Below are 13,312 nucleotides of genomic sequence, written 5' to 3' on the forward strand. Positions count from 1 at the left end.
AGAGTAGGTCATCGTCAAGATTGAATTCCGAAACCCCTGTCTGCTAGCGCAGACAGGGGTTTTGTCGTTTAAGGGCTGGGCAAACAACTAGAACCGGCTCACCCTTTGCGTGCCTTACTGCTTCGCCTGGCCATTAACTTGCGCCACCATATATAGATCCCGGTAGCAGACAACATCGCGATCACAGCTCCCAGCAGCGCAATCAGCACCTGACCCGTCACCCCGATGATCCTGCCCCCATGGATCGGCAGTTGCAGCCGATAAAAGCGCTCTCCCAACGTACCTTGCCCTGCTATTTCTTGCCCCAGTAAACGCCCATCCGTCCCGTGGAAAAACAACCAGGATTTCCCATGGGCCTCGGTATCATGTTGTCCAAAACCCGCCCCATAAAAGTTGTACTCAAAGCTGTAGTAAAGCTCTCCAATCGCCGCCGTCAGTCCCAGCCGCTTGCCTTCCTCCAGCGCCCGCTCATAGGCCTGTTGATAACTCAGTTGTGTCACGCCCAATTGCTCGGCGGGTAACCTGCCACGGGCCTCATAGACGCTAGGCTCAACCGGTGAGAACAGCGAGACAGCAGGCTTGAACACCTGGCTCGGCAAATTCATCGCGACGCTGCTGACTGCAATCGGCAGCAACAACAGCCAAAGCCATAACCCGCCTGCACGATGCAGGTCGAAGTTCAGCCGGTAAGCGTGGCCGCCCTTGATCTTCCACGCCGTGGACCACTTCTTCCAGAACGGTTTACCTCTCGGCAGGGTCAGCCACAGCGCGATAAAACAATCGAACACCCATGCGATCGCCACCAGTCCCATCAGCCACAAACCCCAATTGCCCGGCAGTGTCAGGTTGTAGTGAAATTCCAGAATGAACGGAATGAAGTTCTCGCGCTGAAAGCAGCAAGCCCCCCAAACGCGCCGGCCCATTTCTTCGCCGCTGACCGGATCCAGGTAAAAGACCTGGTTGGGCTCCTCAAAGGGTTTGCCAGTCGCCGGATCGTTTCTCGCAACTGCCGCCAGCATCGCGGTATGACCGGCCTCTTGTGGATACTCCATGTACCAGACTTGCAGTTTGGGATGCTGCCCCTGCAACGTGTCCACCAGTTCACCTGGCGGCAATGCCGAACCTTTGGCCGTTGCTCCATAAAAGCCGGGATTGAGCCATTCATCCAACTCATGGTTAAACGCCAGAAGGCTGCCCGTGAGTCCCGCCATCATCAGAAACAACGCCGTTGCCAACCCGATGTAGCGATGAAGTAAAACCAGCAATGCGCGCATAAAAATTTCCTGCAAAGACGACAAAGCCAGCGCCTGGAATCAGGAACTGGCTTTGTATGAATCGAGAGGGATTAGAACTGGTAGCTCACCGTCGCACTGACGTTGCGCTCTTCACCCAGGTAGCAGAAGTTCAAACTGGCACACGACGCCACGTACGACTCGTTCGTCAGGTTGTTGGCATTCAGGCGTACATCCACACCCTTCAGTCCAACCTTGCCAAGGTCATAACCCATCGAGGCGTCAAACAGCGTGTAGGCGGGCACCTTCATGGTGTTCTCCGCATCTGCCCAGCTGTAGCCGACATAACGAACACCACCACCGAGTCGCAGGCCATCCAGTGCGCCGCTATCGAACTTGTAGTCTGCCCATACCGACGCCATATGACGCGGCGCCTGCGTCGGCGAGTTCCCCTTGTTCTCGATCACGTTGTCTGCGGTACTCAGCGTGCTGACCATCGACTTCGAATACTCGATATCGGTGAAGGTATAGCTGCCCAACAATTTGAGATGGTCGGTCAACTGCATATGCGCCTCCAGCTCCAGGCCCTGGGAGCGCACAGCGCCGACCGCGCGATAGAAGTTTTCCTGCGGCAGTTTGGTCGCCAGGTTTTCCTGGTCGATGCGGAACAGCGAGGCCGTGAACAAATTGTCGGTACCCGGCGGCTGATACTTCAAGCCGACTTCCCACTGGGTGCCGTCGGTAGGTGCAAGGGGATTGCCGGCACTGTCCGAATAGGAGTTCGGGTTGAAGGATTCGGAATAGCTGACGTAGGGCGCGAGACCGTTATCAAACAAGTAGAGCGCTCCGGCCCGGCCGGTCAGTTTGGTACGTTTATCACTGATCTCTGTGCCCAGCGGTCGTCCCGCTTCGGCAATGCGATTTTCATCGGAGGTCTCAACCCAGTCCTGACGCAGCCCGAGGGAGAACCGCCACTTGTCCATCTCAATCAGGTCTTGCAGGTAAACGCCGGTCTGCTCGAGCCGGCGCAGATAACTGGTTGGGCTGTAATAGCTGATCTCGGAATTGCCATACACCGGGTTGAACGCATTGATTGGCGCAAGAGAGCCGCTGCTCCAGTCCACGACGGTTTTGCGCCGCTGATAGTCCGCCCCCATCAACACCGTATGCTTGGTCGCGCCGGTAAAAAATTCAGCCTGCAGCATGTTGTCGATGATGAACGCATGCAGCTTTTCGTCACCGCCTGAGTAGTAGCGATTCAGCTCATTACTGGTGGGCGTGGTCCAGCCATAGGCATACACCTGGTCCAGCCGGACCTTGGAGTCCAGATACCGAAAGTTCTGCCGCGCCGTGAAAACATCATTGAAGCGATGCTCGAACTGATAGCCGAACGACTGTTGATCACGCTTGTACCCATCAATGCTCGGCTCGCCTTCGAAGAAGTGATTGGAGATCCGCTGGCCGTTGCGCTGGTGCAACGCGCCATCTGCCGGCATGCCTCCGTGGTAGCCACCGTCGGGGTCATGCTGCAGGTAAGCCTGGAGTGTGAGGGACGTGTCATCGGTAAAGTCGATGCTCAAGGTGGGTGCCAGCGCGTAGCGTTTTTCCTTGGCATGGTCGAATTGCGTGTCGGACTTGTCTGCAAGCCCGGTCAGTCGGTAAGCAATGCGCTTGTCGTCATCCACCGGGCCGCTGAAGTCGAAACCCATGCCTCGCTGCCCTTGGGAACCTATCGTGGCCTGGACCTGATGGTATGGCTCAAACAATGGCTTCTTGCTGGTCAACGCCACCAGCCCACCCGGTGAGCTGCGCCCGTAGAGCACCGATGACGGTCCTTTGAGGATATCTACGCGCTCGAGGAAATACGGGTCCACCTGCATGGTGCTGTAGGTTCCGCTGTCACCCATGGATTTCAGACCGTCCAGGTAGATGTTATCCACCGAACCGTCGTTGAAACCACGCATCGCCACATAGTCATAGCGGTGAGTGGCGCCATAAGGGTTGGTCAGCACGCCAGGGGTGTAACGCATGGCCTGGGCAACGGTTTGCGAGCCTTGGTCGTCCATCTGCTCGCGGGTCACCACTGAAACCGTCTGAGACGTTTCCAGCAGCGCGATACTGGTCTTGGTGGCGATCTGGCTGTGGGTCGCGTTGTAGCCTTCCATGCTGCCCAGGGCATTACCCAGGGCGAAGCCTTTGATGTCGGTGGTCGGCAAGGTCAGCGCCTCGCTCTCGGGCTGGACCTGCAACACGAAACTCACGTCGTCCTGGGCCTGCGCCTGCAAGCCTGAGCCGTTGAGCAATTGGCTCAGGCCCTGTTCGGCCGAGTACTCCCCGTGCAGTCCGGGAGACTGGCGGCCCTGAGTCTGCGCAGGCGTGCTGGAAAGGGTGATGCCTGCCTGACGGGCAAACTGATTGAGCACATCGCTCAGCGCGCCTGCCGGGATGTCATAGCGCTGGCTGATACGTTCGACCCCGCTATCAGCCGCGACACCGGCCACTGGCAGCAAGCCGATGCCCATCGTGGTCGACAGCAATGCTGCGCGTACGGCTTTGCCGAGCAAAGGGTAGGAAGAGGGAGAGTTGCTGAAAAAACGCACAGTCATTATCGAGATCCGTAGAGGTCGCTGAAGGCAGATTGAATTGCTTACTGTCTAAGCCGGACTCACGGAAAAAAGCCGCCAAAAATAAATCAGGCACGCCAAAAATAATCAGGCCTGACGCTCCAGGCTCACCCACCAGCGGGTGCGATAGCGCAGGCGCACAGGCAGCGTCTGCGGAAGGATCGCCAATAGTTTCTCGGTGTCCTCCAGGCGAAAAACACCAGACAAGCGCAAATCTGCGATATCGCTCGAGCAGCCCAGATAACCATGGCGATAGCGCCCCACCTCCGCCAGGAAATCGGCAAGACGCATGTTGCGGGTGACGATCAATCCGTCGGCCCAGGCCCCTGTATCCATATCCGAAGGCGGCGCCAGAGCGGCCGCATTCTGACGCACCAGGTAGCTTTCTCCTGCATGCACTTGAGTGAAAAGCCCGTCGGCGGTATGCGGTGAATGAATCGCCACGTTGCCTGACGCGACGCTCAGACGTGTGCAATCGCTGTCCTGGCGCACCACAAATCGCCCGTCTATTCCTTCGAACAAACCATGGCGGGTGCGAACCAGCAGGGGGGCGGTCGCCGCGGCGCCGCAGGTCACCAGGATTTCCCCGCGCACCAATGTGATCAAGCGTTGTTGCGGGTTGAAGTCGAGGTCCACTGCACTATCGGTATTGAGCTGCAGGCGCGTGCCATCCGGTAGTTGCACGCTACGGCGTTCGCCAGTGGTGGTAGCCAGGTCAGAGGTCCAACGCTGCCAGCCGGTGAGGTCTCGGCTGACCCAGGCCGCGGAACCCATCAACAGCACGCCGGACAATACCTTCAATGCCTGCCGGCGCCCAAGGCGCTGGGCACTGTTTTCCAGCGCCACATGGGCCCCGGGAATCGCCGCCAACTGGCTGCTTAATTCATGCTGCAGTGCCTGCACGCGTTGCCAGGCCAACTCGTGTTCATGATGAGCCTCGCGCCAGTGCTCGCACTGCGCCTTCAGGCGGACATTGGCGCGATTGTTACGCAGGCGCAGCATCCAACTGATGGCCTGCTTGACCACCTGCGGGTCGATTCCTGCGCGCGCGGTGTTATCCATCGAGGTCATGCCTCATACCGCAGCACATAACAGTGATAAAGCGCCTCGGCGACATAGCGTTCCACCGAACGCAGCGACACACCCATCTGCTGCGCAATCTGCTTGTAAGTCAGGCCGTCGCATTGAGCCAGTAGAAACGCCTTGCGTACCTTGGGCTTGAGTCCGTCCAGAAGCCGGGCGATGGACTCCAGCAATTCCAGAATCAACGCACGTTCTTCAGCACTCGGCGCCAAGGCTTCGGGCAAATGCGCGATGGACTCCAGGTAGGCGCGCTCGATTTCTTCGCGACGCCAATGATCGATCACCAGGCCCCGCGCGATAGTGCGCAGGAAAGCGCGAGGGGCCTTGAGTTCGAAACGTTCGGTTTTTTGCAGCAGCCGCACGAACGTGTCCTGGGCCAGGTCCGCCGCATCCGCTGCGTTACCCAGACGGCTGCGCAGCCAAGTGTTCAGCCAGCCATGATGGTTGCTGTAAAGCGTCTGTACTGCGTACTCGGATGAGGGCATTCACACGGCCTGGCAAAGCGTCACAAATGATAATTAGTCGCATTGTCGACAAGCCTGAAAAATTTTGCAACTCCTGACGTTAGAGCGCTACCACTGGTCGGTTTCTGACATTAAAAGCAGATGCTTCTCACAAATTCCTAAGATTTATCCTGCCTTGGCCGAAAGCCTGACGAGCCATGCGTGCACCGAAATAGAGCAGTCGCAGAGTCTGCCTATACCGTTACATGGAATGTTGCATCCGGCACGCTCACCCCCTTTTGGCAAAAAGAAGTCAATGAAATGAATCTCAAGTTCAGTCATAAAATTCTGTTGGCCGCGTCAGGCGTAGTGGTTCTGGCCTTCGCGTTATTCACGTTCTACAACGACTACTTGCAGCGCAATACCATCCGGCAAAACCTGGAGTCGTCCATTCAGCAATCCGGTGAACTCACCGCCAGCAGCGTGCAGAACTGGCTCAGCGGGCGGGTGCTGGTACTGGAAAGCCTCGCGCAAAACGTGGCCCATCAAGGCAGCTCTGCCGATCTTCCGGGGTTGGTCGACCAGTCGGCATTTACCTCCAACTTCCAGTTCACCTACGTCGGTTCCACCAACGGCGTGTTCACCCAGCGTCCCGACGCCAAAATGCCCGATGGCTACGATCCGCGTCAGCGTCCCTGGTACAAGCAAGCTGTCGCAGCCGACAAGACCATGCTTACACCGCCCTACATGGCTGCGGTAGGCGGGCTGATCGTGACCATCGCGATGCCGGTGAAAAAGAATGGCGAACTGCTTGGCGTGGTCGGCGGTGACCTGAGCCTGCAAACCCTGGTGAAGATCATCAACTCGGTGGACTTCGGCGGCATCGGCCATGCATTCCTGGTCAGCGGTGATGGCCAGGTAATCGTCAGCCCGGACCAGGACCAGGTGATGAAGAACCTCAAGGACATCTACCCGGGCACCAACGTGCGCATCGAGAAGCTCAGCCAGGAAGTGGTCTTGAATGGCCAGGAACGGATTTTGTCCTTCACCCCGATCAGCGGGTTGCCGAATGCCGACTGGTACATCGGCCTGTCGATCGACAAAGACAAAGCCTACGCACCGCTGGGTAAGTTCCGTACCTCGGCATTGATCGCCATGTTCATTGCGGTTGCCGCCATTGCCGTGTTCCTGAGCGTCCTGATCCAGGTCTTGATGCGCCCGTTGACCACCATGGGCCGCGCCATGCAGGACATCGCCCAGGGCGAGGGTGACCTGACCCGCCGCCTGACAGTGGAAAGCAAGGACGAGTTCGGTGACTTGGGCAGTGCCTTCAACCAATTCGTCGAGCGTATTCACGCGTCGATTTCCGAAGTTTCCTCGGCGACGCGCCAGGTGCACGACCTGTCCCAGCGAGTAATGGCCTCGTCCAACGCGTCGATCATCGGTTCCGACGAACAAAGCGCGCGCACCAACAGCGTGGCCGCAGCGATCAACGAACTGGGGGCCGCCACGCAGGAAATCGCGCGCAACGCCGCTGATGCTTCGCAACACGCCAGCGGTGCCAGTGAGCAGGCCGATGATGGGCGCAAGGTGGTTGAGAAAACCATCCTGGCGATGTCGGAGCTTTCGCAAAAAATCAGCCTGTCCTGCACGCAGATTGAAACCCTGAACGCCAGCACCGACAACATCGGCCACATCCTGGATGTGATCAAAGGTATCTCCCAGCAAACCAACCTGTTGGCCCTCAACGCCGCGATTGAAGCGGCACGTGCCGGTGAGGCCGGTCGTGGGTTTGCCGTGGTGGCGGATGAAGTACGCAACCTGGCGCACCGCACCCAGGAATCGGCAGAAGAGATCCACAAAATGATCACCTCGCTGCAGATTGGCTCGCGTGAGGCCGTGACCACGATGAACGCCAGCCAGACCTCCAGCGAAGAAAGCGTCGAGGTCGCCAACCAGGCCGGTGAACGCCTGGTCAGCGTGACGCAGCGGATCGTCGAGATCGACGGGATGAACCAGTCGGTAGCGGCCGCCACCGAGGAACAGACCGCCGTGGTGGAAACCCTCAACGTCGACATCAACCAGATCAACCTGCTGAACCAGCAGGGCGTGGCCAACCTCAACGAAACCTTGAAGGATTGCGACGCCTTGTCTCAACAGGCCAACCGCCTGAAGCAGTTGGTCGACAGTTTCAAAATCTGATCGATGAACACACAGGAGCGAGCCTGCTCGCTCCTGTCTCCTTTAGCCAAACATCGCTCGCACATTCGCCAGCGCACCGTCGGCGAATGCCTGCACAAACGGCTCAAATCCCTCCGCGCCAGGTTCAACCGGCTCGGCGATGATCGTCCAGGTCACCCGTGAGGATCCTGCTCCCAACGGTTCGACATCCATGGCGGCCCACAACCGTGCTACGCCCAAGGTGTTGTAGATCGTGGTCCAGGTCATGCGCATGGCCTGCTCGTCGCGGCTGTTGAGTTGCTCCACCACCAGGTGTCCATCGTGGAAGAACTTCTTGCGCAGCGATCCCGCGCCCGCACCAGTGATTTCGATGTGGGACAAGGCGGGGATGAATCGATCAAATCCGCCAAAGTCACCGACCACCGCCCACGCACTGGCGGCATCACAGGCAACCACAACTGAGGACACCACAGGTTTGGCGCAAGGGTTGCGAATCAACGTATCGGGTTTCATAAGGTCTTCCTTCAATTGAGAGCCTGGTCACAGGAAACCGGTGCTGCGCAGGTACTCGCAGCCCTTGCGTAACAGCGCCGGATTTTTTTCGGGGTAGCGCCCGCCCATCTGCTCGACGCCGCGTCGTGCGTTGTCATGGCGGATCATCGAGGTATCGCCGATGTCCTCGCCCACCCCGTTGAGGTAGAAGCCCAGTACGCCGAACAGCGCATTGCGGCTGTCCACTGTGTGCAGGTGACGTTGCCAGTGAGCCACGCTCACCAGCTCGAATGCGTGGCCTGCCTGGCGAAAGGCGTCGACGTAGGTTTCCCAGCTCAGGGGCTGCGGGTTATGCAGGTTGAACACCGTCCCTCCAGCACGGCAGCGGCTGCTGTGGAACGCAATAAACCGGGCGAGAAAGTCCACCGGCATCAGGTCGAAATTCAACTCAAGGTGCGGCACCAGGCCCAGTTGGAGTGAACCTTTGAGCATCAACATCAGGCGATTCTTCTGTGGCTCGCAGACTCCGCTGTGGCTGTTGAAGCTGATGTTCCCCGGGCGATGGATATTGACCCAGGCACCTTGCGCTGCGGCGCGTCCCAGCAAGCGTTCGGCAACCCATTTGGACAGGTTGTAGCCATTCTGGATGTAGAGCGGCGGGGTGGCCGCGGCGGGGTTTTCGAGTACCTGGCCATGTGCGTCGATAGTGCTGGCGGCCGACAGCGTCGAGATAAAATTGAAGACCTTCTTGCACCGGGTTTCACACAGGCGCAGGCATTCCAGCACCGGTTCGACGTTGTCCTTGGCCAGGGTGGCGTAATCCATCACATGATTGACGTGGGCGGCGTTGTGCACCAACACGCCGAACTCCCCGGCGAGGTAGTCATACACCTCACTCGACAGGCCAAGACGCGGCTGGCTGATGTCGGCGGCATACACCTGCACCCGGCTCAGGTCCAGGTGTTCCAGACGGTACTCTCGCAGGGCCTCGGCAAACCTCGCGGTCGCCGAATGTCCGGGCCGTTCGCGCACCAGGCACGCCACTTCAAGTGCACCCTCGGCCAACAGTGCCTCGACGATATGCACCCCGAGAAAACTGTTGGCCCCGGTCACGATCACCCGGCGACGTTCGCCCGCCTGTTCAGCCGGCAATGCCTGCACATGCAGCTCACGCAGCGCATCCCGGGTAGCCTGGCCGGTCGGTGCTTCGGGTGGTGCGTCGTCCCCCATCAGCGTAGCGAGGGTACGAACCGTGGGGGTTTCAAAAAACCGGCTGAGGGAGAGGCTGCGCCCGAACTGCTCGCGGATACGCAGCAGCATCGTCGACAGCAGGATGGAATGGCCGCCAAGATTGAAGAAGCTCTCGTCGGCCGACAGCTGCGTGACCGGCATGCCCAGCAACTCGCTCCACAGGTTGAGCAACTGCACTTGCATGGGCGTGTGCGGTTCGCCGTGAATGATGGCCGGCAGCGTTGGAGTCGGTAACGCCAGCAATGCCTGGCGGTCGACCTTTCCGTTGGGGGTGCACGGCATGCTCGCAAGTTCCGTGCACAGGGTTGGGCGCAAATAGTCCGGCAGTGTTTGCCGGGCATGCTGCGTCAGTGCAGGCAGGGCGTCTTGTGTTTCGGGCTGAGCAACAAAAGCCAGGATTCGCCGCTCACGGTCAATCACCACCGCCACTTGGCGAAACAGCTGACTGCTGCGCAGGCAATGTTCGATCTCTTGCGGTTCGACCCGGAACCCACGGATCTTCACCTGCTGATCCCGGCGCCCGACCAACTCGATGCCGGCAGCGGTCCACTTCGCCAGGTCGCCTGTGCGGTAGGCCCGCAAGGTCTGGCCGTCGGGTAACTCCAGGGGGACGAAATGCTCGGCGGTCTGACGCGGCTGGTTGAGGTAACCCAGGCTGACGCCGGGACCGGCGATGTACAGTTCGCCCAACACCTGCTCATCCACCGGTTGCAGGTGCTCGTCGAGGATCAGTACCTGGCTGTTGGCGATGGGCGTGCCGAGGTTGCGATTGCTGTCGCCCGGCTGCAACGTGTGGCTGGTCACCAGCACGGTGGCTTCGGTGGGCCCGTAGAAATTGTGCAGGCGGCACTGGCCTGCCAACTGCTCGATGACATAGGGCTCGCACACGTCGCCTCCGGTCATCAGGTGCGCCAGGCCCAGGGGTTGATCCAGCGGCAGGATGCTCAGCAGCGCCGGCGGCAGGAAGGCGTGGGTAACGCGCTGTTGTCGGATCAACTCCACCAGTTGCTGCGGGTCGCGTCGCTGGTCCTCACTGGGCACGATCAGCTCGGCGCCCGCGATCAGGCTCGGGAAGATATCGATCAGGGACGAGTCAAAACTCAAGGGCGAAAACTGCAAGACCCGGCTGTGTTCGCTCAGCTGCACATGACCCCCGAACCAGGCGCTGAAATGGGCCAGGTTGTGCTGGCTGAGCAGCACGCCCTTGGGTTGGCCGGTAGTGCCCGAGGTGTGGAGCACCATGCAAGGGTCGTCCATGGCGGGGCACTGGCGCATTGGCAGCGAGGTGTCGGGAGTGTCGACGGCACTCACATCCAATGCACAAAACCCGTCCCGCAGTGGATGCTTGCCATCATCCAGCAGCACCGAGACGCCGGCGTTTTCCAGCATCGCTTGCTGGCGTTGCAGCGGGTGGCCCGGCTCCAGGGGCAGGTACACCGCACCGCAGGCGAGTACCGCGAGAATGCTGGCGTACAGCTCCAGGGATTTGTCCAGGCAGACGCCGATTACCGGCGGTGTGTCGTGGGGCCCAAGCAGAGGTCGCAGACGGTGCTGGATAGCCAGGCTCTGGCGATGCAACTGTCGGTAAGTCAGCCCGCTGCCGGCAATGTTCAACGCTGGCCGGTCGGCGAAGGTTTGCAGACTGTTTTCCAATCGTTCGATCAGGGGTACCTGGGCTTGCTGCTGCCGAACCAAATCGGCCGTCAGGTTAAAACGATGCAGGTACGCCAGGGATGCGAGCGCTTGGAGGCCGTGTTCCGGATCATCAGAGGCGACGGCCGCCTGCGAGAAATAGCCCGGGTCCCGGGAGAACCCACTCACCTGTTGGGCTACCCACTCCACCAGGCTGCGTACTGCGTGTTGACGCAGCTGTTGACCATTGCCACAGGCTTCTCCGGCAACCTCCAGGGTTGTCAGGAGTCGCCGTGAGTGGGCGTAACACCTGAGCTGCAGGGCCGGCAATCCACAGTCGGTCAACGCTCCCATACCCACGCGCAGGCTCATCAAGGCTGTGCACGTCACGCCGGGCGGAACCTCCTCGCTACCGTCATCAATCAGCAGGTCTACTAGGTGGGTGACATCCTGTGCTCGCACCACCCCATGACCGTATTGCGCCAATGTCTCACCCAGTTCATTCAGCGCCGCGCTGAAGCCCGCCAGCCCAATCTTCAGGTGCCTCATGGGTGCCCTCCTGGCGCCGCAAGAAAGGCATCCAGCGCCCCAACCACACTCGGCGTTTGCAGCAGGCCGCTGTGGTTCAGGAAGCCCATGATATTGCCGATCAACGGGTGCTGGCGGGTAATGGGAAAGCCCATCGCCTGCACTTCAGTGCGCAGCGCAGAGCGCGTGCCGTCACTGACATCCAGGTGCTCGATCAAGTGCAGGTCGAAGTTTTTCTGCAGGTCGTGGGTCAGGTAATGCTGGAGAAAAACCGGCAGGATCCGGGCGATACAGTCGCGGTCCGCGGCGTCTGCAGACTGCCAATAAATACGCACCAGGCGCGTCCAGAAAAGCGCGTGGCGGCCCTCGTCAAACAGGTGGTCGGCCATCAACCCACGGATGGACTGCTTGACACTGTCGTCCTTGGAAAACGCTGCCACGTCATGGGTCACGGTGTTCTCGGCGATGGCCACGGCAATCAGTTCCACGGCATCGCGCAGGTGTTCGGGCGCCAGCGCCAGTGCGGCAGGCAAGGCGCGGCTCAGCTCGATTTGCGCGGGTAGTTCAAGGGGTGGGATCCCGGTCATCTCGATGGTCTGTTGCATGAAATCGAGGGCGACGAGGGCGTGGTAATCCTCGTCCACCACCACGGTCATGGCGTCGTAGCGACAGGCAAGCGGGAAGGGCACCGAAAAGCGATTCTTGGCGATGCTGCGTGCGGTCTTGTCGACGATCTCGGTTTCAAAGATCACCACGTCGTTGATGAACTTGTAGAACGTCTGCAGCAAGACAAAATCACGGCACTGCGGGCATCGGTCGATAAAGGTTGCGCTCAGCACCAGGGGCTGTCGGCTCAGGGGGTAGATCAGTTTCTGATCGTTTTCCAGCCGCCGCCGCGGGCGTGTGCGGATGGTCGCGCGGCGCTCCCAGTCGTCGGCAAATGAGCGGTAGTCGGCAGGGTTCATGCGCTCATCTCCGGCAGGCACCTATGCAACCCATCCCATAAGGCCAGGCGGCTTTCCACGGCGCCGAGGGCGCAACTGTCGGCTTGCTGTTCGCGGCTTGGGTCGCCGAGGGTAAGGCGTTGCAGCAATTGCGTTGCCGCCGGGCCATGCTCCTGGGCGTCGATCTCCATGTGGCGCTTGAGGTAGTAGCAGAAGGTGGGCGCCTGGCGATGGAGCACCTCGCACTCCTCCAGGATGCGCTTGAACATCGCCGGGATGACGCTCTCGCGCCCGTGGAGAAAGGCAGCCGCCACGCAGTGCGTCGGGGCGTCCAGGGCAACCTGCAGGGTACTTCTGACGAACCGGGCCACGGACGGGTGGATATCGATTTTTTGCAGGGCCGTTTCTGCATCGTTGCCGTCACGCTGCAGGCTGACGAACCGCTCGATGTTCGCCGTGCTCGCGCCGACTTCACGCATGGCTTCCAGGTACAACTCGAAGTGGCTGCCGTGCCCATGGCCGGGATACGCGTCCGACTCTTCGCCCAATACGATCTCATTGATCAGGCGAGCCGCTTGCGGGTCCGTTGGCGGTAACCAGGGCAGGCGCATACCGGTGAGGTCATGTTGCAGGCGTTTGGTGAGTGTCATGAAGTCCCACACGGCGAATACGTGGTTTTCCATAAAGTACTGCAACTTTGGAAGGGTATTTATATGTTTGAATATTGGATGGATATGTAACTTCTGCTTTTTTTGTTTAAGCAGGTGTGAGTGCTGGAACATGTTGATGCCTATAAGTCGTTGTCTCTTCCCTGATAAAAGCGTTGTGCTTTAGCGACAAATAAACATTGGTTTTCACGGATGCGCGGGTGCCTTGATAACAGGCAGCCCTGTACGAGGCTG

The 13,312-nt window shown here is 59.6% G+C and carries 9 protein-coding genes; 1 reads left to right on the forward strand and 8 read right to left on the reverse strand.

Going from position 1 to position 13,312, the window contains the following annotated elements; genetic code table 11:
* Positions 1 to 98: 98 nt before the first annotated feature.
* From HX839_RS19075 to HX839_RS19090, 4 genes are all read right to left on the reverse strand, one after another.
* Positions 99 to 1,274, reverse strand: a complete 1,176-nt coding sequence (locus HX839_RS19075) for a PepSY domain-containing protein (RefSeq protein WP_177067539.1) — start codon at positions 1,272 to 1,274, stop codon at positions 99 to 101.
* A gap of 71 nt (positions 1,275 to 1,345) precedes the next feature.
* Entirely contained in the window at positions 1,346 to 3,838 is a 2,493-nt protein-coding gene (locus HX839_RS19080) for a TonB-dependent siderophore receptor (RefSeq protein ID WP_177067540.1), read from the reverse strand.
* Positions 3,839 to 3,943: 105 nt separating this feature from the next.
* The gene (locus tag HX839_RS19085; RefSeq protein WP_003218246.1) at positions 3,944 to 4,927 is read right to left on the reverse strand and encodes a FecR domain-containing protein; all 984 of its coding nucleotides are present in this window, start codon (positions 4,925 to 4,927) and stop codon (positions 3,944 to 3,946) included.
* The gene (locus HX839_RS19090; protein WP_008433614.1) at positions 4,924 to 5,424 is read right to left on the reverse strand and encodes a sigma-70 family RNA polymerase sigma factor; all 501 of its coding nucleotides are present in this window, start codon (positions 5,422 to 5,424) and stop codon (positions 4,924 to 4,926) included. Before HX839_RS19090 ends, HX839_RS19085 begins: the two co-directional genes overlap by 4 nt.
* Before the next feature lie 279 nt (positions 5,425 to 5,703).
* On the opposite strand from HX839_RS19090, the gene HX839_RS19095 reads away from it, so the two are divergent.
* On the forward strand, positions 5,704 to 7,584 hold the full coding sequence (locus tag HX839_RS19095; RefSeq protein WP_003218243.1) for a methyl-accepting chemotaxis protein: 1,881 nt from the start codon (positions 5,704 to 5,706) through the stop codon (positions 7,582 to 7,584).
* A 42-nt stretch (positions 7,585 to 7,626) separates the two neighbouring features.
* On the opposite strand, the gene HX839_RS19100 is transcribed toward HX839_RS19095, so the two are convergent.
* Genes HX839_RS19100 through HX839_RS19115 form a run of 4 tightly spaced genes read right to left on the reverse strand, consistent with a single transcriptional unit; the run spans position 7,627 to position 13,192 of the window.
* Positions 7,627 to 8,076: an SRPBCC family protein gene (locus tag HX839_RS19100; RefSeq protein WP_177067541.1), complete on the reverse strand. Its 450-nt coding sequence runs from the start codon at positions 8,074 to 8,076 to the stop codon at positions 7,627 to 7,629.
* Positions 8,077 to 8,103: 27 nt separating this feature from the next.
* Positions 8,104 to 11,487 carry an amino acid adenylation domain-containing protein gene (locus tag HX839_RS19105; RefSeq protein ID WP_177067542.1) on the reverse strand — a complete coding sequence of 1,128 codons (3,384 nt, stop codon included), beginning with the start codon at positions 11,485 to 11,487 and terminating at the stop codon, positions 8,104 to 8,106.
* On the reverse strand, positions 11,484 to 12,431 hold the full coding sequence (locus tag HX839_RS19110; RefSeq protein ID WP_102367850.1) for a diiron oxygenase: 948 nt from the start codon (positions 12,429 to 12,431) through the stop codon (positions 11,484 to 11,486). Before HX839_RS19110 ends, HX839_RS19105 begins: the two co-directional genes overlap by 4 nt.
* The gene (locus HX839_RS19115; RefSeq protein WP_134325511.1) at positions 12,428 to 13,192 is read right to left on the reverse strand and encodes a DUF3050 domain-containing protein; all 765 of its coding nucleotides are present in this window, start codon (positions 13,190 to 13,192) and stop codon (positions 12,428 to 12,430) included. The genes HX839_RS19110 and HX839_RS19115 overlap by 4 nt, the downstream gene beginning before the upstream one ends.
* Positions 13,193 to 13,312: the final 120 nt, after the last annotated feature.

The organism is Pseudomonas sp. I8001 (assembly GCF_013385345.1).
Classification (GTDB): Bacteria; Pseudomonadota; Gammaproteobacteria; order Pseudomonadales; family Pseudomonadaceae; genus Aquipseudomonas.